We start from the raw sequence: 18,645 nt of genomic DNA on the forward strand, positions 1-18,645 counted from the left end.
CTCAGCGACAACCGGTCAAGATAATTGACGCCGGACCGGTCAAGACAGTTGACGTTCTATAAGCTACAAGTTTCAAACAATAAGTTAAGTCCTTTCTACCACTAGATAGCAATACAGGGCAGAGGATATTGCTATATGCAACAAGATTTTTTGATATTTTCATGACTTGGGAGTAGCTTATTTCTTTGAACAGTTCAACCGTGCCACCGTGTATAGACTCTCCATAATGGATTTTGATAAAGGCATATTTTTCATCTAAGCTCATTGTCGTATCCATTTGCATTTCCTACCTGTATGTTTTCAAATAGGTGAAGCTATTTTATTTTTGATATAAAGTCTAATATAACCGGATGTTCTCTAATTGAAATTAGGTTGCTCTGGTGACACTTAGCTGTAACCCCTGTGGCTAGGCTTGAACCTGTCTTTGTAGGCGGGGTTACCGTATCGAACGCAACGCTTCACAATCAAGATGAAATAGAACGCTTGGGGGTTAAAATTGGCGATACTGTGGTGATAAGACGTGCAGGAGACGTAATCCCTCAAGTAGTGTCTGTGGTAGAGGCGAGCCGTACCGGTGATGAAGTAGATATTCATTTTCCAGCTCTTTGCCCGGTGTGTGACTCAAAGGCCGAAAAATTAGAAGACGAAGCTGTTGCGCGCTGTACAGGAGGACTTATTTGTCCAGCACAGCGCAAGCAGGCGCTTAAGCATTTCGCTTCTCGAAAAGCTTTCGATATTGACGGACTAGGCGATAAGCTTGTGGATCAATTGGTTGATGCTGATTTAGTGCATAGCCCCGCAGATTTCTTTACCTTATCTCTTAATCGCTTAATTGGCCTAGAGAGAATGGCCGAGAAGTCGGCGTCTAAATTGTTAAACTCAATCGAGGCTTCTAAGCAAACCACGTTAGCGAAATTCTTATATGCGTTAGGCATTCGTGAAGTAGGTGAGGCCACTGCTGCAAATCTTGCGATGCACTTTACCACGCTCGAAGCTATTCAAGAGGCTTCCATTGAGGCATTAATTGAAGTGCAGGATGTTGGTGCTATAGTGGCCGAGCATATTTTCAATTTCTTTAATGAAGCGCACAACACTGATGTTATTACCGCTTTGTTAAGTGAAGGAATACATTGGCCTACCGTTGAGAAGCCCCGAGAAGACAGTATGCCGCTTAAAGGTAAAACCTGCGTGATTACTGGAACCCTTAATGAAATGAGTCGCGCAGATGCTAAATCGCGTCTTCAGCTATTAGGTGCAAAGGTAGCGGGTTCAGTGTCCAAAAATACAGACTTTTTGGTAGCAGGTGAAAAAGCAGGCTCTAAATTAACCAAGGCTCAAGAGCTTGATGTTACGGTGTGGGATGAATCCGCGCTGATTTTATTTCTTGACGAACACGAGGGCTAGCGAGTAATACTAGGTAACGTTTTAGCATCTTGTGGTCGTTATTTTTTAACGCCTTAATACGGCTTAAAATGGCTGGCAAGGTCCAATATGCTTTAAAAGGGGGGCGGCGTTAGACTGCATATCGACTGTATACGGCGCCGTTATTTATTGTGTTGACAATACTCTTCACGGAGAGTGGGTTACTATCGAAGGGACTGTATTAAAAACCTAAAGTAAAAAAACTATTGTGAATTCGCTTCCATATTCCGTCTGTGTTTTCTGCGTTCCCATGCTTTACTCACTTGAAAGCGCCATATCCAGTTAAGCGAGAAGTAACCTAACAGCCCGAAGACTACTGAACAGATACCACAGCCAACTAAAAAGGCTGGTCCAATGGTGTTTATGCTTTCCACTACCCACTGCCAACTAAACTGAAATTCAAAATGCTCCGGCTTAGTCCCAAGTACAGTAGTACCTACCTTGTATGCGCCATAAAATATAGGCGGAATAGTAAAAGGATTAGTTATCCAAACGGTGGCTACCGATAATGGAATGTTGGCTCTAAACGGAATTGCGACGCCCGCAGATAGCCACATTTGAAATGGAACTGGCCAGAATGCGAAGAAAAGTCCTATACCGAAAGCGCCCGACGCCGAACGACGATTTAAATGCCACAGATTTGGCTCATGAAGAACACGTCCAAAAATTTTGAGTGCTTTGTTTTTCTTAATGCTTTGATGATCAGGCAAAAAGCGTCGTATAAATTTCTTAGGCATAAAATTCGATGCGTCTTAAAATTTGGGTCAAAAAGAACATGATAGCTCGCAATCTATTACTTATAAAAAAGAAAGTATGTCTCGCAAGACGCGCACGCGCTTTGCACGCGACTCACCACGAAATACGCATTAATGATTACGTGAGCCGATGGTAAATCGTATCACAATTTGGCTAATCAGTTTTTGCTTAGGTGCGTTAAGTGCCGTCTTTTGGCCTCGGCTACCTACCAAAATCGAATTGACGATATTATTAACGGTTCCGTTTGCCTTATGTACGTTGGCCATGCTTCTTTCCTTGTATAGCAGACACCTCAACAAAACATTTGACGTTTTTACAGCCAAAGCCTGTAAGGTCAACGATTATTGTGCCCTAGTATTAAGCGGTTGTGTTGCCGGAGCACTATTGGTGGCGAGTGTAGGGCATTATCACTATGCTTGGCAACTCCCAAACGACAAAATTCAAAAAGAGATTCCAATTCGAGCTCGCGTACTCGAAGGCGGTTGTATCCCATCAGTCAATATCCAGTCTGAGTACTCTTCTACATTCAAAGAAAACTATAAATACTTAGTCAAGTTTATTGTATCAGAGCCGGCAGTAACGCGGCGTAACCGCTCTCAAATTAACACACAAAGACGTGCACAAAACAGAAAGGGAAAAAAAGACAGCACTCTAGAAAAGCTTCCTCCGGTAGAGGGCGGTGCAGATTTTTTAGTGGGAAAGAAAGGGCTGCTATCTATGGCTGATTATACGTTGGTGAAAGACGTTGATGCCAAACGCTGTCTACACAACGGCGATGAATTTTCTGCGGTAGTGAAGCTTAAACCTAGATACAGCACCCAAAACCCCGTTGGTTTTAATAAACAAAAGCAGTTGTTGGTCGATAACGTTCATGTAACCGGATACATCAAAACCTTACATTCGGCATCTGTTAAGCACAAGCACAGCTTCCGATTACGTATGGCGGCTGAATTAAACAATATCGAGATTCAAAACCGGATTTGGTGGCAAGCGTTATTAGTAGGCATACGCGTTAATTTCGACAAATCATATTGGCACCTATTGCAAGTTACCGGCACAGGACACCTGTTTAGCATTTCAGGAATGCATCTAGGTGTGGTCGCAGCATACATACTTTTACTTAGCGGTGGATTTCTTCTCGTTTTAGGTTACACAACGAGATTAGTGCAGCATTTTGCCCCAATTCTGCGTCTCCCTCACTGGCTCACGTTGTTGCTGTTCTCTTCAAAAGAAGAATACGAATCAAATCTACTATTTTCAATAAAATACCGAATAATGGTTATTATGGCCGTATGGGTAGTCTGCGGTTTTTATGCTGCGTTGAGTGGCCTTGCTCTCCCTGTAGTCAGAGCATTCGTGCTGCTCACTATTGCGAGCTTGTTCTCACTATTTTTTATTGCCTACAGACCCATACATCTTGCCACCACCATGGTTGCAATGAGTATTTTGCTTTTTCCATTGTCTATATTGAGCGCTAGCTTTTATCTTAGCGTTTGTGCCGTCCTTTATATTTGGTTTCTTACCACACGATTTCCCACTGCAAATGCCTCACGGTTTAGCACTCTAGTGGGATTGCAGTTTTTACTTGGCGTATTTATGGCGCCCTTAACCATCATTTTCTTTAACTCGATTTCGATAGCGGGGTTAGTTGCCAATATTATTGCTGTGCCAGTAATAACACTATTACTGCCTCCCGCACTCATAATTTTGCTTGTGCTCACGCTACTGCAAGGCTATAGAGAATTGTCAATTGGTATAGTTTATCGTTTGGCTGAATTACTTTTCACTTACTTAGATAGTGCTTTATCGTGGTTACTTAGCGTTTTACGCTACATTTCCCTCTATGACTGGGCAGCAGTTGCTATAAATGTTGATTCGGAAGTAGCAGCCTGTCTTCTGGTTTTCATGATGGTCCTTATCGCTCCCTCATGGCGTTACAAGCGACATGCATTGTTTGTGTTAACCGTTCCGTTTATTGCTCTTTATATCCCGTCAAACCCTGAACAGTGGAAGGTGCATGTGTTAGATGCAGGGCAGGCCAGTGCAATAGTGGTGATCAAAGGCGAAAGAGCCATGGTTATCGACTCGGGCGCTAGCTATCGTAACCTTGCCTATACGGCGAGCGCTGTGTTGCTCCCTTTACTCAAAAGGCAAGGCGTGGAGGCGATAGACATTATTGTCCATACACATAAAGATAACGATCATGCCGGCGGAAAAGCGGCATTATTATCGTCGCCATTAGCGAAAAATGCATTGTGGTTTTCACCCACAAAAAACTGCGAGCGTGGGCACGTAGAGCGATGGCAAGGGCTAGCTATTCACTTTTTGTGGCCAAAGTCTGGAAATACGATTAACAACAATGAACACTCATGTGTGTTAAGAATAACCAATGGTCAGCACAGTATTTTATTACCTGGTGATATAGAGCGGACGACAGAATATGCCATTATTAACTTGTCCACAGTGCAATCTTCACAGCAATTTTTTATCGATACTGGTATTCAAACCCAAAACCAAGCACCTACTGAGGCGCGGGCCAACAGTCTTGAAGAACCTCAAAACATTAATAAAAGCCGAACTGAACGTCATCAGACAAACTTTCAAGCACATCTAAATGCAGACGTACTTATTGCTCCGCACCATGGCAGTAATACATCTTCTACTGACGTGTTTTTGAAAAGCGTGGCGCCTAAAGCAGTCATTTTCACTCAGGGCTTCGAGAATCGTTGGCAATTTCCTGCAAAGGAGGTCATAACGCGCTACGATGCACTGAACATTCCTTATTATATGACAAGCTTTCATGGTTATTTAACAATTACCTTTCCAGCCGATAATAGTAGTGCTTTTTTTAATATTAACGCTGCGGATTTTACTATTGACTCTCAGCGTTTTGACTTAAATAAACGATGGTATCTTGACGCTCGATATCCTACTCATCTCTCATTAGACTTTTAATTTCACTCACCTGACACCAAAACGGTCGATGGCATTTTAGGCAAATGAGGAGTGAAATTAGTGAATTGATTGAATAACGAGTACAATACAGTTCAGGGTTTTTGTACCGATTATTCCGTGTGAGATGTTTTTATTTTGCTGATAAGTCTTGCAATATTCTTCTTTTCTAGGCACACATAGGGCTGCTGTAATACGCAGGAAAGGTCAAAAAGCCTCGTTAAAGACACAACAACGCGTTGGGCTTTAATAATCGGACAATTTATCGATCAATTTATAAAAAATAAGACGGGTGAAAACAATTCATGCAGCAAGCCGACACCTCGGATTTTCAAATTAAGCGCTTTCTTAGCTACCTCAAGGTGTACAAGGTGCCTTTCGTGTTTGCCATCATTGGTATGATTGGCTATTCGGCGGTGGACACTTTTGTTTTTGCGCAGCTTCAACCCATGATTGATGAGTCATTGGGAAAAAATGATCACGAATACTTGCGCCTTGCTGCATATGCCATTGTTCCGTTGTTTTTGTTACGAGGTATATTCAATTTTTTAGGCACCTATACATTGAGCTGGATTGGCGCACAGGTGGTAATGCGTATGCGCCAGCAGCTATTTGAAAAGTATATCCATTTGCCGGTGTCGTTTCACGACAACAACGCCGTTGGCGGGCTTATCAGTAAAGTGACCTACGACACCGAGCAAGTTGCTAATGCATCAGGTAAAGCTCTGCTTACCCTTATTCGAGAGGGGGCATTAGTGATAGGCCTTTTAGGGGTGATGTTCTATTACTCGTGGCAGTTGTCCCTTATATTCCTACTTATCGGCCCGTTAGTTGCCATTATCGTTGCTTTTGTTAGCAAGCGTTTTAGGGTGGTAAGCAAAAACATTCAGCACTCTATGGGTAACCTTACCTCATCAGTAGAGCAAGCGGTTCGCGGCCACAAGGTGGTGATCATGTTCGGCGGACAAAAAATGGAGCAGGACAAGTTTAAAGAAAAAAATAATCACAATCGTCAGCAAACTATGAAGCTGTCTGTCACTCAAATTCTCAGCGTGTCATCCATTCAGGTTATTGCCTCTATTGCCTTGGCAGTTGTGTTATTTATTGCCAGTACCCCAGGCATGTTAGAACAACTCACCGCTGGGGTATTTATTAATGTCGTGTTCTGTATGGTCATGCTGTTAAAGCCCCTTAAACAGCTCACTACCATTAACAATCAATTCCAAAAGGGCATGGCCGCCTGTACCAGTATCTTTGAAATTTTAGACCAACAGGATGAAGATGATACCGGCGCAGTACCTATTGAACGCGCTGTCGGAAAGCTTGAATTTGATGACGTCACTTTTTGTTACCCAGGTAAGCAAACACCAGCTCTGTCTAATGTATCGTTTACTGTAAACCCTGGCCAATCCATTGCTTTAGTGGGGCGTTCTGGAAGCGGAAAGTCTACGATATCGTCGTTGCTCACGCGATTCTATGTGCCCCAACAAGGTGAAATTCGCATAGATGACAAGTCGCTTAATTCAATAGACCTTAAAGACTTACGTGCTCAGTTTGCCGTGGTGTCTCAAAACGTGACTCTGTTCAATGACAGCATTGCTAACAATATTGCTTATGGCGCGAGAGAAAATGTCACTCGCAGCCAAATTGAACACGCAGCAAAAATGGCTCATGTTGAAGAGTTTCTCGCTAACTTGCCAGATGGAATAGACACCGTCATAGGCGAAAATGGCCTGATGCTGTCGGGAGGCCAGCGCCAGCGCATTGCTATCGCACGGGCTATTCTAGCTGAGGCGCCTATTCTCATTCTTGATGAGGCCACGTCGGCGCTAGACACAGAATCTGAAAAGTTAATTCAAGATGCGTTAGAAACACTGCAAAAGCGCTGCACGAGTATTGTGGTAGCACACAGATTATCTACCATTGAAAGTGCCGATGCTATTATGGTGGTCGAGCAGGGTCAGATTGTCGAAAAAGGGAGCCATCACGAACTGCTCGAGAAAAATGGCCATTACGCACAGCTTCATACACTGCAGTTTGGTGATGCTAAGTGAGTGATTGGGTAAAAAAGTGGTATAGCGGACATCCATTGGTATGGTTGTTAGCGCCGCTTACACTCCTTTTTTATTGTGTTTCTTCATTTAGAAGACTGCTATTTAAACTAGGTGTTAAGAAAGCCGTAAAAGTGAATGCGCCGGTCATCGTGGTTGGCAATATTTCGGTGGGTGGTAATGGAAAGACGCCAGTCGTATTGGCCCTTGCAGAGTATTACACCCGTAATGGCATTAAAGTGGGTATTCTTAGCCGTGGTTATGGCGGCAACTCCAGTTTTTACCCGCGAAAGGTGAATGAGAATGATAACGCCGAAGAGGTAGGTGATGAACCTAGGCTGTTAGCCAGTCGAAGCGGTTGTACCGTGGTAATTGACCCAGTACGTGCTCGTGGCGCGGGCTATCTGGTTGAGGAGTTGGGTTGTCAACTCATTATTTGCGATGATGGCCTGCAGCATTATGCTCTGCATCGAGACGTTGAATTAGTGGTAATGGACGATAGAGAAGTGGGTAGCGGCTTTTTGTTGCCCATGGGGCCATTACGAGAAGGGAAGTGGCGTTTAGCTAACGTGGATGCAATCGTCCACAACAGTGATGTCGTTCCTCATTTCGAGTATCCTGTTTCGCGGCAGTTTTCCATGTCGTTACAGCCGGGAAAGCTCATTAATATTCGAGATCGGGGCCGGCAGGTTAGTGTGGAGTCTCTCCGTGAAAAGCCAGTGACCGCCCTCGCGGGCATTGGCTCTCCTCAGCGTTTTTTCAATCAGTTAAAGGCTATTGGGGTCAATCTCATTGCGTCTTTACCGTTTCCCGATCACTATCATTTTACTCGCGATGATATTCCTGACGGTACTGTGGTAATGACCGAAAAAGACGCGGTAAAGGTAGCTTCATATGCCCACGACGGCTGCTGGTTTCTGCCAGTGAGTGCACGCATTAGTGATGCGTTTTTTAATGCGATAGATAATAAGCTAGCCACAACGGGGCTGGTTATAAAAAGTAGTGAAAAGGAAAAAGAAGATGGCGTTTGATAAAAAGCTTTTAGATATATTAGCATGCCCAGTATGCAAGGGAAAACTTGTCTTAGGTGAGTCTAACAACAGTTTAGTTTGCCGTTTTGACCGTCTTGCTTATGACATTAAAGACGGCATTCCTGTGTTGATAGAAGCCAAAGCAACGACCTTGTCGCTAGAGCAAGTGGACGCGACTCGCTAAAACAATAGCGATTTTCACCAAGCGCTATTGTTTTACTGCAATTGTATTGCAAACAATAACAAGTAAGTCTTTTGTCCTTATAAATGGTACTTCAAGCTATGGCATTTACAGTTGTTATACCCGCACGTTTTGGTTCCAGTCGTTTTCCTGGTAAGCCTTTAGCATCCATTAACGGAAAGCCAATGATTCAGCATGTTGTTGAGCGTGCTAAAGAAGCCGGTGCAGAGCGCATCATAGTGGCCACCGACGACGATAGAATTGAAGAAGTAGCAAGTCAATTCTGCACGGTTTGCATGACCTCTTCCAAGCATCAGTCTGGTACTGAGCGCATTGCCGAAGTGGTTCGTACGATGTCGCTCGGCAAAGACGACATTGTGGTTAACGTGCAGGGCGATGAGCCTTTTATTCCCGCAGAAAATATCCGTCAAGTTGCGCTAAATTTAGCGCATACTAAAGAGTGTGAGATGGCTACGTTAACCACACAGGTTACCAGTACCGATGATGTGTTTAACCCTAATATTGTTAAGGTTGTGGTTAACAAGAATAACGAAGCGATATACTTTTCACGCTCACCCATTCCCTTTGAACGGGATAGAATGATGAGTGATAAGCGCGATGCAAATACGGCGCTCTATCATCGCCACATCGGCATTTATGCGTATCGAGCAAGATATATCGAGCAATATGTGAATTATGAACCTAGCGCTTTAGAACAAATAGAATCGCTAGAGCAACTGAGAGCCTTGTGGTACGGCGATAGCATTCATTGCCAGCAGGCTAAAGCACCACCACCTATAGGTATCGATACACCTGAAGATTTAGAACGTTTGCTAGTTGCTCTGGAACAACACAGCTAAATCTAAAATATCTAAATTAGTTTAATCAACTTTATCAACTTAACCATATAAGAGAATACACACAAAGGGAGGCGTTATGAATGTTGTTATAACGGGAGGCAATCGCGGGATCGGACTCGCACTGGCCAAGCAATATCAACAGCAAGGCGCAAAAGTGTATGCAACATGCCGAAATAGCTGTGACGAATTAAACAGTACAGGTATCAATGTGATTCAGGGCGTAGATGTGTCTCGGCCCGATACGTTGGGCGAGCAATTGGCGCCGCTGTCTAATATCAATATTGATGTGCTCATTAATAATGCAGGGGTGTTGGGCAAAGAATCTATTGATGACTGGGATCCAAATACCATTGATTATCAATTTAGAGTCAATGCATTAGGCCCATTACTCGTTACCCAACTGTTATTGCCACGCTTATCTTCAGGTAGCAAGGTTGCATTAATAACCAGTCGGATGGGCTCTATGACCGACAATGGCTCTGGCAACTATTATGGCTACCGCATGTCAAAGGCAGCGCTAAATGCCGCTGGCGTGTCGTTAGCTAACGATCTTAAGCCGAAAGGCATAGCGGTTGGCCTATTTCACCCTGGCTTTGTGCAAACCGAAATGGTGGGCGGCGCTGGTGATATTGACACCACTACGTGTGCTGAGCGTTTGGTAGAACGCATCTCTGAATTAAATTTAGAGTCTACTGGGCAGTTTGTTCATTCCAATGGTGAAATATTGCCTTGGTAAAAAGCAAAAGCCAAGAACCAAAAAAAGGCGCTATTAGCGCCTTTTTTCGTATTGCGTGTTTTATACCATTGGTATTACGCTTCGTCTTGTTCATCCTGCTCTTCAGACAGCACAGCCCAAACGTCGTGCTCGTTAGCGTGGATTACCTCGGCCCAAACACGCTCACCTGGTTTCACATCATAGACGCCGTTTAGATGAACAAGGCCATCAACTTCTGGCGCATCAGCGTAGGTTCTACCTACTGCACCTTCGCTGTCTACGTAGTCAATAACCACTTGGTATTCGTTGCCAATACGGGCTTGAAGGCGAGCCGCGCTTATTTCTCCCTGAACTTCCATAAAACGTGTTAGGCGCTGTTGCTTAACGTCTTCTGGAACAGGATCAGGCAGCTCGTTAGCCCTTGCACCTTCAACGGGTGAATAAGCAAACGCGCCAACACGGTCAAGCTGCGCCTCTCGCAGGAATTCGAGAAGCTCTTCAAATTCTTCTTCTGTCTCACCAGGAAAGCCAACAATAAATGTAGAGCGAATAACAAGTGACGGGCATGCTTCACGCCATTTCTTCACTCGTTCAAGTACTCGCTCTGAGCTGCCAGGGCGCTTCATTAAACGAAGAATACGTTTGCTCGCGTGCTGAAACGGAATATCGAGGTAGGGCAAAATCTTACCCTCGTTCATCAACGGAATGAGATCATCAACATGCGGGTAGGGGTACACGTAATGTAAACGTACCCAAATTCCAATTTCACCTAGCTTTTCACACAGCTGCTGCATATGGGTTTTAACCGGCATGCCGTTCCAAAAGCCTGTTCTGTGTTTCATATCAACACCATAGGCACTTGTATCTTGTGATATGACAAGAAGCTCTTTTACTCCAGCATCTTTTAGGCGTTTAGCTTCATCAAGCACGCTGCCCACGGGGCGACTGACTAGGTCGCCACGCATAGAAGGGATAATGCAGAAGGTGCATCTGTGATTACAGCCTTCCGATATTTTTAAGTACGCATAGTGCCTTGGAGTAAGCTTTACACCATGGTCGGGAACAAGGTCAGCAAACGGGTTATGGGACGGTTTTGGCAAATGCTCATGCACTTGCTCTACCACGGTTTCATACGCATGAGGACCTGTAATAGCGAGAACGTTAGGGTGCACCTCGCGAATTTCGTCTTCTTTAATGCCAAGACAGCCGGTGACAATAACTTTACCGTTTTCTTTAAGTGCTTCGCCAATGGTATCGAGTGACTCTTCAACAGCGGCATCAATGAACCCACAGGTGTTAACAATGACGAGGTCGGCATCGTTATAGGTAGGTACAACATCATAGCCTTCTGTGCGAAGTTGAGTAAGAATACGCTCAGAATCCACTAAGTTTTTGGGGCAGCCTAACGAAACAAAACCGATACGACTGCCGTTGCTGGCGTTGTTCGATTTGGTCTCATTCAACACTTTTACCGGCGTCTCTAACGTCGTTGTGTTGTTGGTTACTTTGTTAGGATTAAACGTTTCTACTGTCATCTAAAATATCACCTAGCCAATGACGATGTCCCAATGACTATACGTAAATTGGGCGCGACTTAAAAAGGGCGCAAAGTATACAGTAAGTGGCACAATAACACAGTACATAGCTGCCCATTTTTCATTAAATCAGACGTTTTAACTCAGAAGTTTCAAATCAGGAGTTTCAAATTGGACGTTTTTAATCACGAGTAAAAAGAGGCAGGCTTATCGTTGCTATACATTTTTGCAAAGGGTTTGATTAAGTTAGGTAAAAAGGTGGTGATGTTACCAAGAGGCAGCTTTTAATTAACGGTATTTTAGCGAGTGCGCTTTAATTTTATATTCACAGCCCCATTAACCAGACTTGCGCTAAAACAAAAACTAAAATGAAATCGACTATGACAAAGCTGACCCAATGCTAAAACTACCCTTGAAGTACTATGATGAATCTGGACGAATACTGCCGCCTGTCTGGTTGTATTCGCTATTGCTATTACTTTGTATGGACTGGCTTGTGTTTATTTTTTCCGTTGCATCTCGCACACAAACCACTGACCTGCTAGCCTTTTTCTATCCTCAAAAGGAAGCCTTAGGCCTTAATTTGGTAGCGAGCTTGCCAGTATTGCTCACGCTTGTATTGATCAGTCAAAGAGAGCGCTTATGGAAGCACGACCTTGTAAGTTGGCGTCATTGTATTTTGCCCTCTATACAAATAGGGGTGCTTATTCTACTCACGTCTCAAATCTATTATCTCATGCATCATCAATGGGGGTTTGAGGTGGTTACGGCAGTAAAGATTTTACTCTATTCAGTGACACTCTATGTGGTAACTCGTAGTCGCCACTTAAAATGGATGATTTACGATTGGGCAATACCCTTCGTAGAGACCGCTGAGACGTATGACAAGCAAAGCAAAGAACAATGCAAAAACCAAAACGCCTCAAAATACCATATTGAAGATAAGGTTGAACAGCCGGATGAAGGGGGGAACAAAAGTTAAGGGAGCTAACCCTTATTCTTGATAGTCATAGCAACATTAGTGCTTATGGTTGGCCAAGGCTTGTTCATAATAGGCATAGACACTCACTTGACTGTCGTTGACCAAACGCTCGTAACAAATGCCAGCTAATGCATACGTATTGCTACCAACACCTAAAAAGACCGCTGGGGCTTTCGGGTTTGACTGATCGTAAATCCACTCGCCGCCAATTTGATTTTTTAATATTTCACCCACGTAGGCGCCAAAAATATTACAAATAGTAAAAACCGCTTCATCTTCTAGAGCTTGGTCGTGAAACTTGTCGATAAAGCTAAGTAAAACATCATCTACTGTTGCAATGCTTTGCGGTGAATCATCAAGCGTGATGTCGAACTCTGTAGATGCGACAACTTTTGCGTCGGATGCACAATCGGCCATTAATTTATTGAGCTCTTCTGGTGACACAGTCTTCTCCTTTTAGGCGATACAGCGGTAGATTACGATCTACACGCCCTAGTCAGTACAATATAGCGGGTATGACGATACAATAGCCATAAATACAATAGACATTGAAATATAACAGGTTGTTTGCTCTAAGGTAATATGAAAGCGCGTTTAAATTACTTGTTACCCGTTAATCGGTTTATAACGCTTGCTGCTGCGAACATGCCAAAGGTAGCCGTTACTGTGACAACGGCACCAAAGCCTCCAGCGCAATCCAGTCGGGTTCCACCTTCCAGTACTGATTTGCTGAAACACACAGAGCCGTCTGGCTGGGGGTAGCGAAGCTGTTCAGTGGAGTAGATACACTCAACGCCAAAACGGCGTTTGGGGTTTTTACTGAAATTGTAAAAACGTCGTAATTCACTGCGAAGCTTTGCTGCAAGAGGGTCTTGAGTTGTCTTTGATAAGTCGCCCCGTGTCACTAGGGTAGGGTCTATCTGACCGCCTGCCCCACCAACAGTAACAATAGGGATTTTATTGCGTTTACAGTGGGCAATCATGGCTGCTTTAGCGCGAATACTGTCAGTAGCATCCACAACCATGTCCATCTCAGTTGTTAGCATATCTTTTGTATTTTCAGGAGTAATGAAATCTTCAATCACTGCAACCTCACACGCTGGATTGATTTGCGCTATGCGAGATGCCATTACCTCGACCTTCGGCTCGCCTATTGTGTTATTGAGTGCGTGGATTTGGCGATTCGTGTTAGTGACACACACGTCATCTAAGTCTACTAGGGTAATTTTGCCCATACCCGAGCGCGCTAGAGCCTCTGCGGTCCAACTGCCCACGCCACCTATGCCAATAACGGCAACATGGCTATTCGCTAGTGCATGGGTTTGTTCGGCGCCGTACAGGCGCACTATGCCACCTAACCGTGGGTCTTCAGACATGGTAATTCTACTCAGTTCGTTATGACTCGCTCAATGGAATAAGCTTGTTCAAATAGTGTTGTTTATCGCTGCGAGTGGCTTGTTGTGCGCTAAACATCTTTATCGCACTTTGATTCGCACTATATTTTGCGTTTAGTATTTCGCACAGCATGGTAAATAATATAGGGAATAGCTCAATGACCAATTCAGTGAATAGCTCTATGACAAAATCAGTGTAAAGCTCAATGAACCCTTCGGCGCTTTACTCTGCACTCCGTCAGCACTCTATTAGCGCCTTAGCTACACCTTTTGCCAACCTTCGCTGCACCTAAATTAAAACTGGTCGTATTTTCTCAGAAATCACCGCAAAAATCATTGCCAGAATCATCAGTGGACTCAACATATAAAATTGACGATACGTTTTTTGTACTCATAACGGGTCACTAATTATCGGGCGTGTTGTTCTTTGCTGTACATTTTTGCAGCGGTCTGTGAGCTATTTAGACAAGGCGAATGGTTGAAGGTCTAGCGGGCTAAATCGAAACCATTTAACGCAGGATAAATAGCTCACAGGCGCTGCCCGAAGGGGGCGTTATGGAAGCATTTTACTCTTTGTCGCCGCTTTTTTATTTGGGCCCTTTGACTTAGCCCACTAGGCCTACAGGACGGTTTCGCGATTAAAATGCTTCCATTTGGCCCAAAACTCGTACAACAAAGAACAACACGCCCTCGTTTCTTTTGCTTTTTTAGAATGATAAATCCGTATTAAGTCAACATACGTTCTATAAATTACATGCTTTAATTAGGCTATGTCCATTATGGTGTTCAATACTTAGGCGGGTTGACCTTTTTAAAAACCGTTGGTTCGAATGTACGGCAACGGTCAACGCGTCCTTATTACAGAGGTATGGTTATGGGTTTATTAGTTGATGGAAAGTGGCAAGATAAATGGTACGACACTGATAAAAGTGGCGGCAAATTTGAACGGCAGGCAAGTAAGTTCCGTCATCGAATAAGCGATAGTGACGGTAAGTTTGCCCCTGATAGCGGACGCTATCACCTGTATGTGTCTTTAGCGTGCCCATGGGCCCACAGAACACTGATTTTTCGAAAGCTGAAAAACCTAGAATCCCACATCGATGTGTCTGTCGTGCACCCAGAAATGCTCGATAACGGCTGGGAATTTAAAGACTATCCTGGGGCAACCGGCGATACACTTTTTAACTTTAAGTTTGCTCATCAGCTGTACACCAAGGTTGATTCCGATATTACAACACGAGTGACTGTGCCAATTTTGTGGGACAAAAAGCACAATACCATTGTCAATAACGAGTCGGCAGACATCATTCGAATTCTCAATAGCGACTTTAATGCGCTTACAGGGAATCATGATGATTATTACCCCGAACTATTGCGCTCTGACATAGACGATATCAACGACTTGGTTTATCACAATATCAATAATGGGGTGTACAAGTCTGGTTTTGCCACTACACAAGAGGCGTATGAAGAAGCCGTCAATGCGTTGTTCGATGCCCTTGAAGAGGTTGAAACTCGTCTTTCCTCATCGCGTTATTTAGTAGGAGACACGCTAACCGAGGCAGATTGGCGTCTATTTACTACCTTAATACGCTTCGACCCCGTGTATCACGGACACTTCAAATGTAATAGAAAGCAAATAGCCGATTACCCAAATACATTCGGGTACATGAAGGAGCTTTATCAAGTACCTGGCGTGGCAGAGACCGTGAATTTTGACCATATAAAACGTCATTATTATTTTAGTCATACCATGATTAACCCAACCCAAGTTATTCCAGTAGGACCATCTCAAGATTTGATGTCTGCCCATGGCAGAGAAAAATACGGTAAATGAGCGGGAGCACCTGTTATGAATTCAAACACAAATAATCAAAAACACGATGTTACTCAACGCTCGGTCACAAAACGGGTAAAAGGGGTAGCCACGAGTGATGGGGCCGGTGTCTCGTTAACACGTATCATCGGTCAGCCAATGCTCCCTAGGCTTGACCCATTCTTAATGCTCGATTTTTTTGGTTCCGATAAACCGAATGAATATTTATCTGGCTTTCCTGCCCACCCACATAGGGGGTTCCAAACGGTAACTTATATGCTGGCAGGGAAGATGCGCCATAAAGATTCCGTGGGGAACGAGGGGGTTATAGAGGCAGGTGGGATCCAGTGGATGAATGCAGGTAAAGGTATTATCCATGAAGAAATGCCAGAGCAAGAAGAGGGCCTGTTACAAGGCTTTCAATTATGGGTGAATCTTCCGTCTCATGAAAAAATGTCATCGCCTAACTACCAAGACATTCAACCGTCAGACGTACCGGTTGTAAACAGTCACGGAGCCTCAGTGAAGGTGCTTGCTGGTGAATTTGACGGTGTCGCTGGACCTGTAAAAACCACCGCTGTTGCACCATCGTTTTTTGATATTCACTTAACACCTACAGAGGATGAATCCTCTCTTCTTTCTATTAATATGAAAGGAATGCAAGAGGGCTTTGTTTATGTTTATGAGGGAGCGTTGACAGTAAACCCAGAATCAGCAGCATTGGAAAACACACTCAGCGCAACAGAGCTAGGGGTACTGTCTTCCACAGGTACTGAGAACTCAAAACTAACGCTTCTCGCCAAGGGGGAATGCAAGTGTATTGTGGTATTTGGTGAGCCAATTAATGAGCCCATTGTCCAATACGGACCCTTCGTTATGAATACGCAGCAAGAAATAATGGAGGCGTTTGAGGCGTATAAAAATGGGACACTTACATTATAAGAGACTTGCCAAGTAACACTATAGCAATGTAAGAGATGCTAATTATGAGAGTCACTAGTTAAGCGTGACGAGACCGTGCCACAGCATAAAAGGGCTGTGGCGGTCTGCTTTTTTACATCGTCATGTTTATGATAATATAAATATCATCCAGGCATGACTGACTACCGCAACGGTGGTTAACCCCATGCGTAATCCGATGTAACTCACAATTTGGTCTTTTGGTAGGCTGAGAGTGAATTTATCGTAAAGCATAACGGCTACGTAGCTCAACGACAGCACGCCGAGAACCTTTACATCACTGGCGAAGACAAGACAAAGCCATCCCACAATTGTAGGCAACATGGCCAAATACATTTGCCTGTCATAGCGCTGATTGCTTATTGAATCCCACCAGTGAACGCCACCAAAGAAAGAAAGCAACACTGCGGAATACTGTACGAAGTACGTTGCGCTTTGCGTAATGGATAAAATATTAAATACGTAGGCCAGCGGCATAGCAATAAACGGTATTAAACCTGCTAAACCAAGACCAAGTGCAGAATAGGGCATTTGTACTCCTTAAAAAAATACGCCATAAACAAAAATAGCGCCAATCGTGGCGCTATTTTTACAACTTAAAAAGGCAGTTAGTTCATAACTACTTTATAGGGGTATATTTTCTCTGGCTGTGGCCGGTGTATAACTGACGAGGACGACCAATTTTTTGTTTTGGATCGCTCATCATCTCATGCCAGTGTGAAATCCAACCCACCGTACGGGATAGCGCAAAGATGCATGTAAACATGTTAGTTGGAATGCCAATCGCTTTAAGTACGATACCAGAATAGAAATCCACGTTAGGGAATAACTTCTTCTCTGCAAAGTATGGGTCGCTCAGCGCAATTTTTTCAAGTTCCATGGCTACTTCAAGCAGTGGATCTTTAACGTTAAGTTCACTCAGTACTTCATGACAGCTTTCACGCATAACGGTGGCACGAGGATCGTGGTTTTTATAAACACGGTGACCAAAGCCCATTAAGCGGAATGGATCAGACTTGTCTTTCGCTCTCGCGATAAACTCTGGAATGCGGTCAACCGTACCGATTTCTTCCAGCATGTTAAGGCATGCTTCGTTTGCACCACCGTGAGCAGGACCCCACAAAGACGCAACACCCGCAGCAATACACGCATAAGGGTTAGCACCAGATGAACCAGCTAGACGAACGGTAGAAGTAGATGCATTTTGTTCGTGGTCAGCATGAAGCGTAAAGATACGGTCCATTGCACGCTCAACTGCAGGGCTAATTTTATGTTCTTCAGCAGGTACAGAAAACATCATGTTTAAGAAGTTAGCTGCGTAGCTCAAGTCGTTACGAGGATATACGAATGGCTGACCTACATTATATTTGTAACACATAGCAACCAGTGTAGGCATTTTCGCGATTAAACGATGCGCACTGCGTACACGCTGTTCCTCATTAGAAACGTCAAGGTCACTGTGATAGAACGATGACATTGCACCAACGGTACCGCACAACATTGCCATCGGGTGGGCATCGTTGCGGAAACCGTGGAAGAACATGTTAATTTGCTCGTGAACCATTGTGTGACGAGTAATTGTTTCTTTAAATTCCTCGTATTGCTCTGTAGACGGTGCGTCACCATGTAGAAGCATGTAACATACTTCTAAATATTCAGCGTCGCGTGCTAATTCTTCGATAGGGAAACCACGGTGAAGAAGTACGCCGGCGGCGCCATCAATGTAAGTTATGCTCGACTCGCAAGATCCTGTGGCCATAAAACCAGGGTCATAAGTAAAATAACCGTGTTGTCCAAGTGAACGGACGTCGATTACGTCTTGTCCTTCTGTGCCAGACAAAATAGGAAGCTCGATTTCCTTGTTGTTGGCTTTAAGAATGGCCTTTTGATCTGCCATATATTGCTCTCCTCAGAATGGTTCTGTTTGCAGCAAAACGGACGAAAATGTCCGCTTAATTGGGAAAAGTGGTCGTATTTGTACTTTATTATG

The 18,645-nt window shown here is 44.0% G+C and carries 16 protein-coding genes and 1 pseudogene; 10 read left to right on the top strand and 7 right to left on the bottom strand.

What is annotated here, in order from left to right; translation table 11 throughout:
• Position 1: 1 nt before the first annotated feature.
• Positions 2-277, bottom strand: coding sequence for a hypothetical protein (locus ACOJR9_RS09260; RefSeq protein ID WP_420935953.1), 276 nt, complete (start codon positions 275-277; stop codon positions 2-4).
• A gap of 113 nt (positions 278-390) precedes the next feature.
• Here ACOJR9_RS09260 and ligA point away from each other — a divergent pair.
• Positions 391-1,404 (top strand): annotated as a pseudogene (gene ligA / locus ACOJR9_RS09265) (NAD-dependent DNA ligase LigA); the annotation flags it as partial.
• 221 nt (positions 1,405-1,625) lie between these two features.
• Here ligA and ACOJR9_RS09270 read toward each other — a convergent pair.
• Positions 1,626-2,159, bottom strand: coding sequence for a DUF2062 domain-containing protein (locus ACOJR9_RS09270; protein WP_420935954.1), 534 nt, complete (start codon positions 2,157-2,159; stop codon positions 1,626-1,628).
• A 148-nt stretch (positions 2,160-2,307) separates the two neighbouring features.
• Here ACOJR9_RS09270 and ACOJR9_RS09275 point away from each other — a divergent pair, with 148 nt between their 5' ends.
• From ACOJR9_RS09275 to ACOJR9_RS09300, 6 genes are all read left to right on the top strand, one after another.
• A complete protein-coding gene (locus ACOJR9_RS09275) occupies positions 2,308-5,133 on the top strand; it encodes a DNA internalization-related competence protein ComEC/Rec2 (protein ID WP_420935955.1) in 2,826 nt (941 codons plus the stop codon).
• A gap of 302 nt (positions 5,134-5,435) precedes the next feature.
• Positions 5,436-7,184: a lipid A export permease/ATP-binding protein MsbA gene (gene msbA, locus ACOJR9_RS09280; protein WP_420935956.1), complete on the top strand. Its 1,749-nt coding sequence runs from the start codon at positions 5,436-5,438 to the stop codon at positions 7,182-7,184.
• Positions 7,181-8,212: a tetraacyldisaccharide 4'-kinase gene (gene lpxK / locus ACOJR9_RS09285; protein WP_420935957.1), complete on the top strand. Its 1,032-nt coding sequence runs from the start codon at positions 7,181-7,183 to the stop codon at positions 8,210-8,212. Before msbA ends, lpxK begins: the two co-directional genes overlap by 4 nt.
• Positions 8,202-8,396 carry a Trm112 family protein gene (locus ACOJR9_RS09290; protein ID WP_420935958.1) on the top strand — a complete coding sequence of 65 codons (195 nt, stop codon included), beginning with the start codon at positions 8,202-8,204 and terminating at the stop codon, positions 8,394-8,396. The genes lpxK and ACOJR9_RS09290 overlap by 11 nt, the downstream gene beginning before the upstream one ends.
• Before the next feature lie 98 nt (positions 8,397-8,494).
• Positions 8,495-9,253 carry a 3-deoxy-manno-octulosonate cytidylyltransferase gene (gene kdsB / locus ACOJR9_RS09295; RefSeq protein WP_420935959.1) on the top strand — a complete coding sequence of 253 codons (759 nt, stop codon included), beginning with the start codon at positions 8,495-8,497 and terminating at the stop codon, positions 9,251-9,253.
• A gap of 76 nt (positions 9,254-9,329) precedes the next feature.
• The gene (locus ACOJR9_RS09300) at positions 9,330-9,989 is read left to right on the top strand and encodes an SDR family oxidoreductase (RefSeq protein ID WP_420935960.1); all 660 of its coding nucleotides are present in this window, start codon (positions 9,330-9,332) and stop codon (positions 9,987-9,989) included.
• 74 nt (positions 9,990-10,063) lie between these two features.
• On the opposite strand, the gene rimO is transcribed toward ACOJR9_RS09300, so the two are convergent.
• Positions 10,064-11,503, bottom strand: coding sequence for a 30S ribosomal protein S12 methylthiotransferase RimO (gene rimO, locus ACOJR9_RS09305; RefSeq protein ID WP_420935961.1), 1,440 nt, complete (start codon positions 11,501-11,503; stop codon positions 10,064-10,066).
• Positions 11,504-11,900: 397 nt separating this feature from the next.
• Between rimO and ACOJR9_RS09310 the strand changes: the two genes are divergently transcribed.
• Entirely contained in the window at positions 11,901-12,485 is a 585-nt protein-coding gene (locus ACOJR9_RS09310) for a DUF2919 family protein (protein WP_420935962.1), read from the top strand.
• A gap of 36 nt (positions 12,486-12,521) precedes the next feature.
• Here ACOJR9_RS09310 and ACOJR9_RS09315 read toward each other — a convergent pair whose 3' ends face one another.
• Both ACOJR9_RS09315 and tcdA read right to left on the bottom strand, forming a co-directional pair.
• The gene (locus tag ACOJR9_RS09315; RefSeq protein ID WP_420935963.1) at positions 12,522-12,929 is read right to left on the bottom strand and encodes a hypothetical protein; all 408 of its coding nucleotides are present in this window, start codon (positions 12,927-12,929) and stop codon (positions 12,522-12,524) included.
• A gap of 155 nt (positions 12,930-13,084) precedes the next feature.
• Complete coding sequence (tcdA, locus tag ACOJR9_RS09320; protein WP_420935964.1) at positions 13,085-13,861, bottom strand: tRNA cyclic N6-threonylcarbamoyladenosine(37) synthase TcdA; 777 nt, start codon at positions 13,859-13,861, stop codon at positions 13,085-13,087.
• A gap of 892 nt (positions 13,862-14,753) precedes the next feature.
• Between tcdA and ACOJR9_RS09325 the strand changes: the two genes are divergently transcribed.
• Entirely contained in the window at positions 14,754-15,716 is a 963-nt protein-coding gene (locus ACOJR9_RS09325; protein WP_420935965.1) for a glutathione S-transferase family protein, read from the top strand.
• A gap of 15 nt (positions 15,717-15,731) precedes the next feature.
• Positions 15,732-16,637: a pirin family protein gene (locus ACOJR9_RS09330; protein WP_420935966.1), complete on the top strand. Its 906-nt coding sequence runs from the start codon at positions 15,732-15,734 to the stop codon at positions 16,635-16,637.
• Between the two features lie 126 nt (positions 16,638-16,763).
• Here the strand turns inward: ACOJR9_RS09330 and ACOJR9_RS09335 are convergent, their stop codons facing one another.
• Together ACOJR9_RS09335 and ACOJR9_RS09340 are read right to left on the bottom strand one after the other, a co-directional pair.
• On the bottom strand, positions 16,764-17,186 hold the full coding sequence (locus ACOJR9_RS09335) for a DUF3429 domain-containing protein (RefSeq protein WP_420935967.1): 423 nt from the start codon (positions 17,184-17,186) through the stop codon (positions 16,764-16,766).
• 88 nt (positions 17,187-17,274) lie between these two features.
• Complete coding sequence (locus ACOJR9_RS09340) at positions 17,275-18,552, bottom strand: citrate synthase (RefSeq protein WP_420935968.1); 1,278 nt, start codon at positions 18,550-18,552, stop codon at positions 17,275-17,277.
• Positions 18,553-18,645 lie beyond the last annotated feature (93 nt).

The organism is Alteromonas ulvae (assembly GCF_048987005.1).
Classification (GTDB): Bacteria; Pseudomonadota; Gammaproteobacteria; order Enterobacterales; family Alteromonadaceae; genus Alteromonas.

Bases quoted from the DNA above. Each gene is read 5' to 3' on its own strand.
- ACOJR9_RS09260 (WP_420935953.1), bottom strand. From the start codon at position 277: ATGGATACGACAATGAGCTTAGATGAAAAATATGCCTTTATCAAAATC.
- ACOJR9_RS09270 (WP_420935954.1), bottom strand. From the start codon at position 2,159: ATGCCTAAGAAATTTATACGACGCTTTTTGCCTGATCATCAAAGCATT.
- ACOJR9_RS09275 (WP_420935955.1), top strand. From the start codon at position 2,308: ATGGTAAATCGTATCACAATTTGGCTAATCAGTTTTTGCTTAGGTGCG.
- msbA (WP_420935956.1), top strand. From the start codon at position 5,436: ATGCAGCAAGCCGACACCTCGGATTTTCAAATTAAGCGCTTTCTTAGC.
- ACOJR9_RS09290 (WP_420935958.1), top strand. From the start codon at position 8,202: ATGGCGTTTGATAAAAAGCTTTTAGATATATTAGCATGCCCAGTATGC.
- kdsB (WP_420935959.1), top strand. From the start codon at position 8,495: ATGGCATTTACAGTTGTTATACCCGCACGTTTTGGTTCCAGTCGTTTT.
- ACOJR9_RS09300 (WP_420935960.1), top strand. From the start codon at position 9,330: ATGAATGTTGTTATAACGGGAGGCAATCGCGGGATCGGACTCGCACTG.
- rimO (WP_420935961.1), bottom strand. From the start codon at position 11,503: ATGACAGTAGAAACGTTTAATCCTAACAAAGTAACCAACAACACAACG.
- ACOJR9_RS09310 (WP_420935962.1), top strand. From the start codon at position 11,901: ATGCTAAAACTACCCTTGAAGTACTATGATGAATCTGGACGAATACTG.
- tcdA (WP_420935964.1), bottom strand. From the start codon at position 13,861: ATGTCTGAAGACCCACGGTTAGGTGGCATAGTGCGCCTGTACGGCGCC.
- ACOJR9_RS09325 (WP_420935965.1), top strand. From the start codon at position 14,754: ATGGGTTTATTAGTTGATGGAAAGTGGCAAGATAAATGGTACGACACT.
- ACOJR9_RS09330 (WP_420935966.1), top strand. From the start codon at position 15,732: ATGAATTCAAACACAAATAATCAAAAACACGATGTTACTCAACGCTCG.
- ACOJR9_RS09335 (WP_420935967.1), bottom strand. From the start codon at position 17,186: ATGCCCTATTCTGCACTTGGTCTTGGTTTAGCAGGTTTAATACCGTTT.
- ACOJR9_RS09340 (WP_420935968.1), bottom strand. From the start codon at position 18,552: ATGGCAGATCAAAAGGCCATTCTTAAAGCCAACAACAAGGAAATCGAG.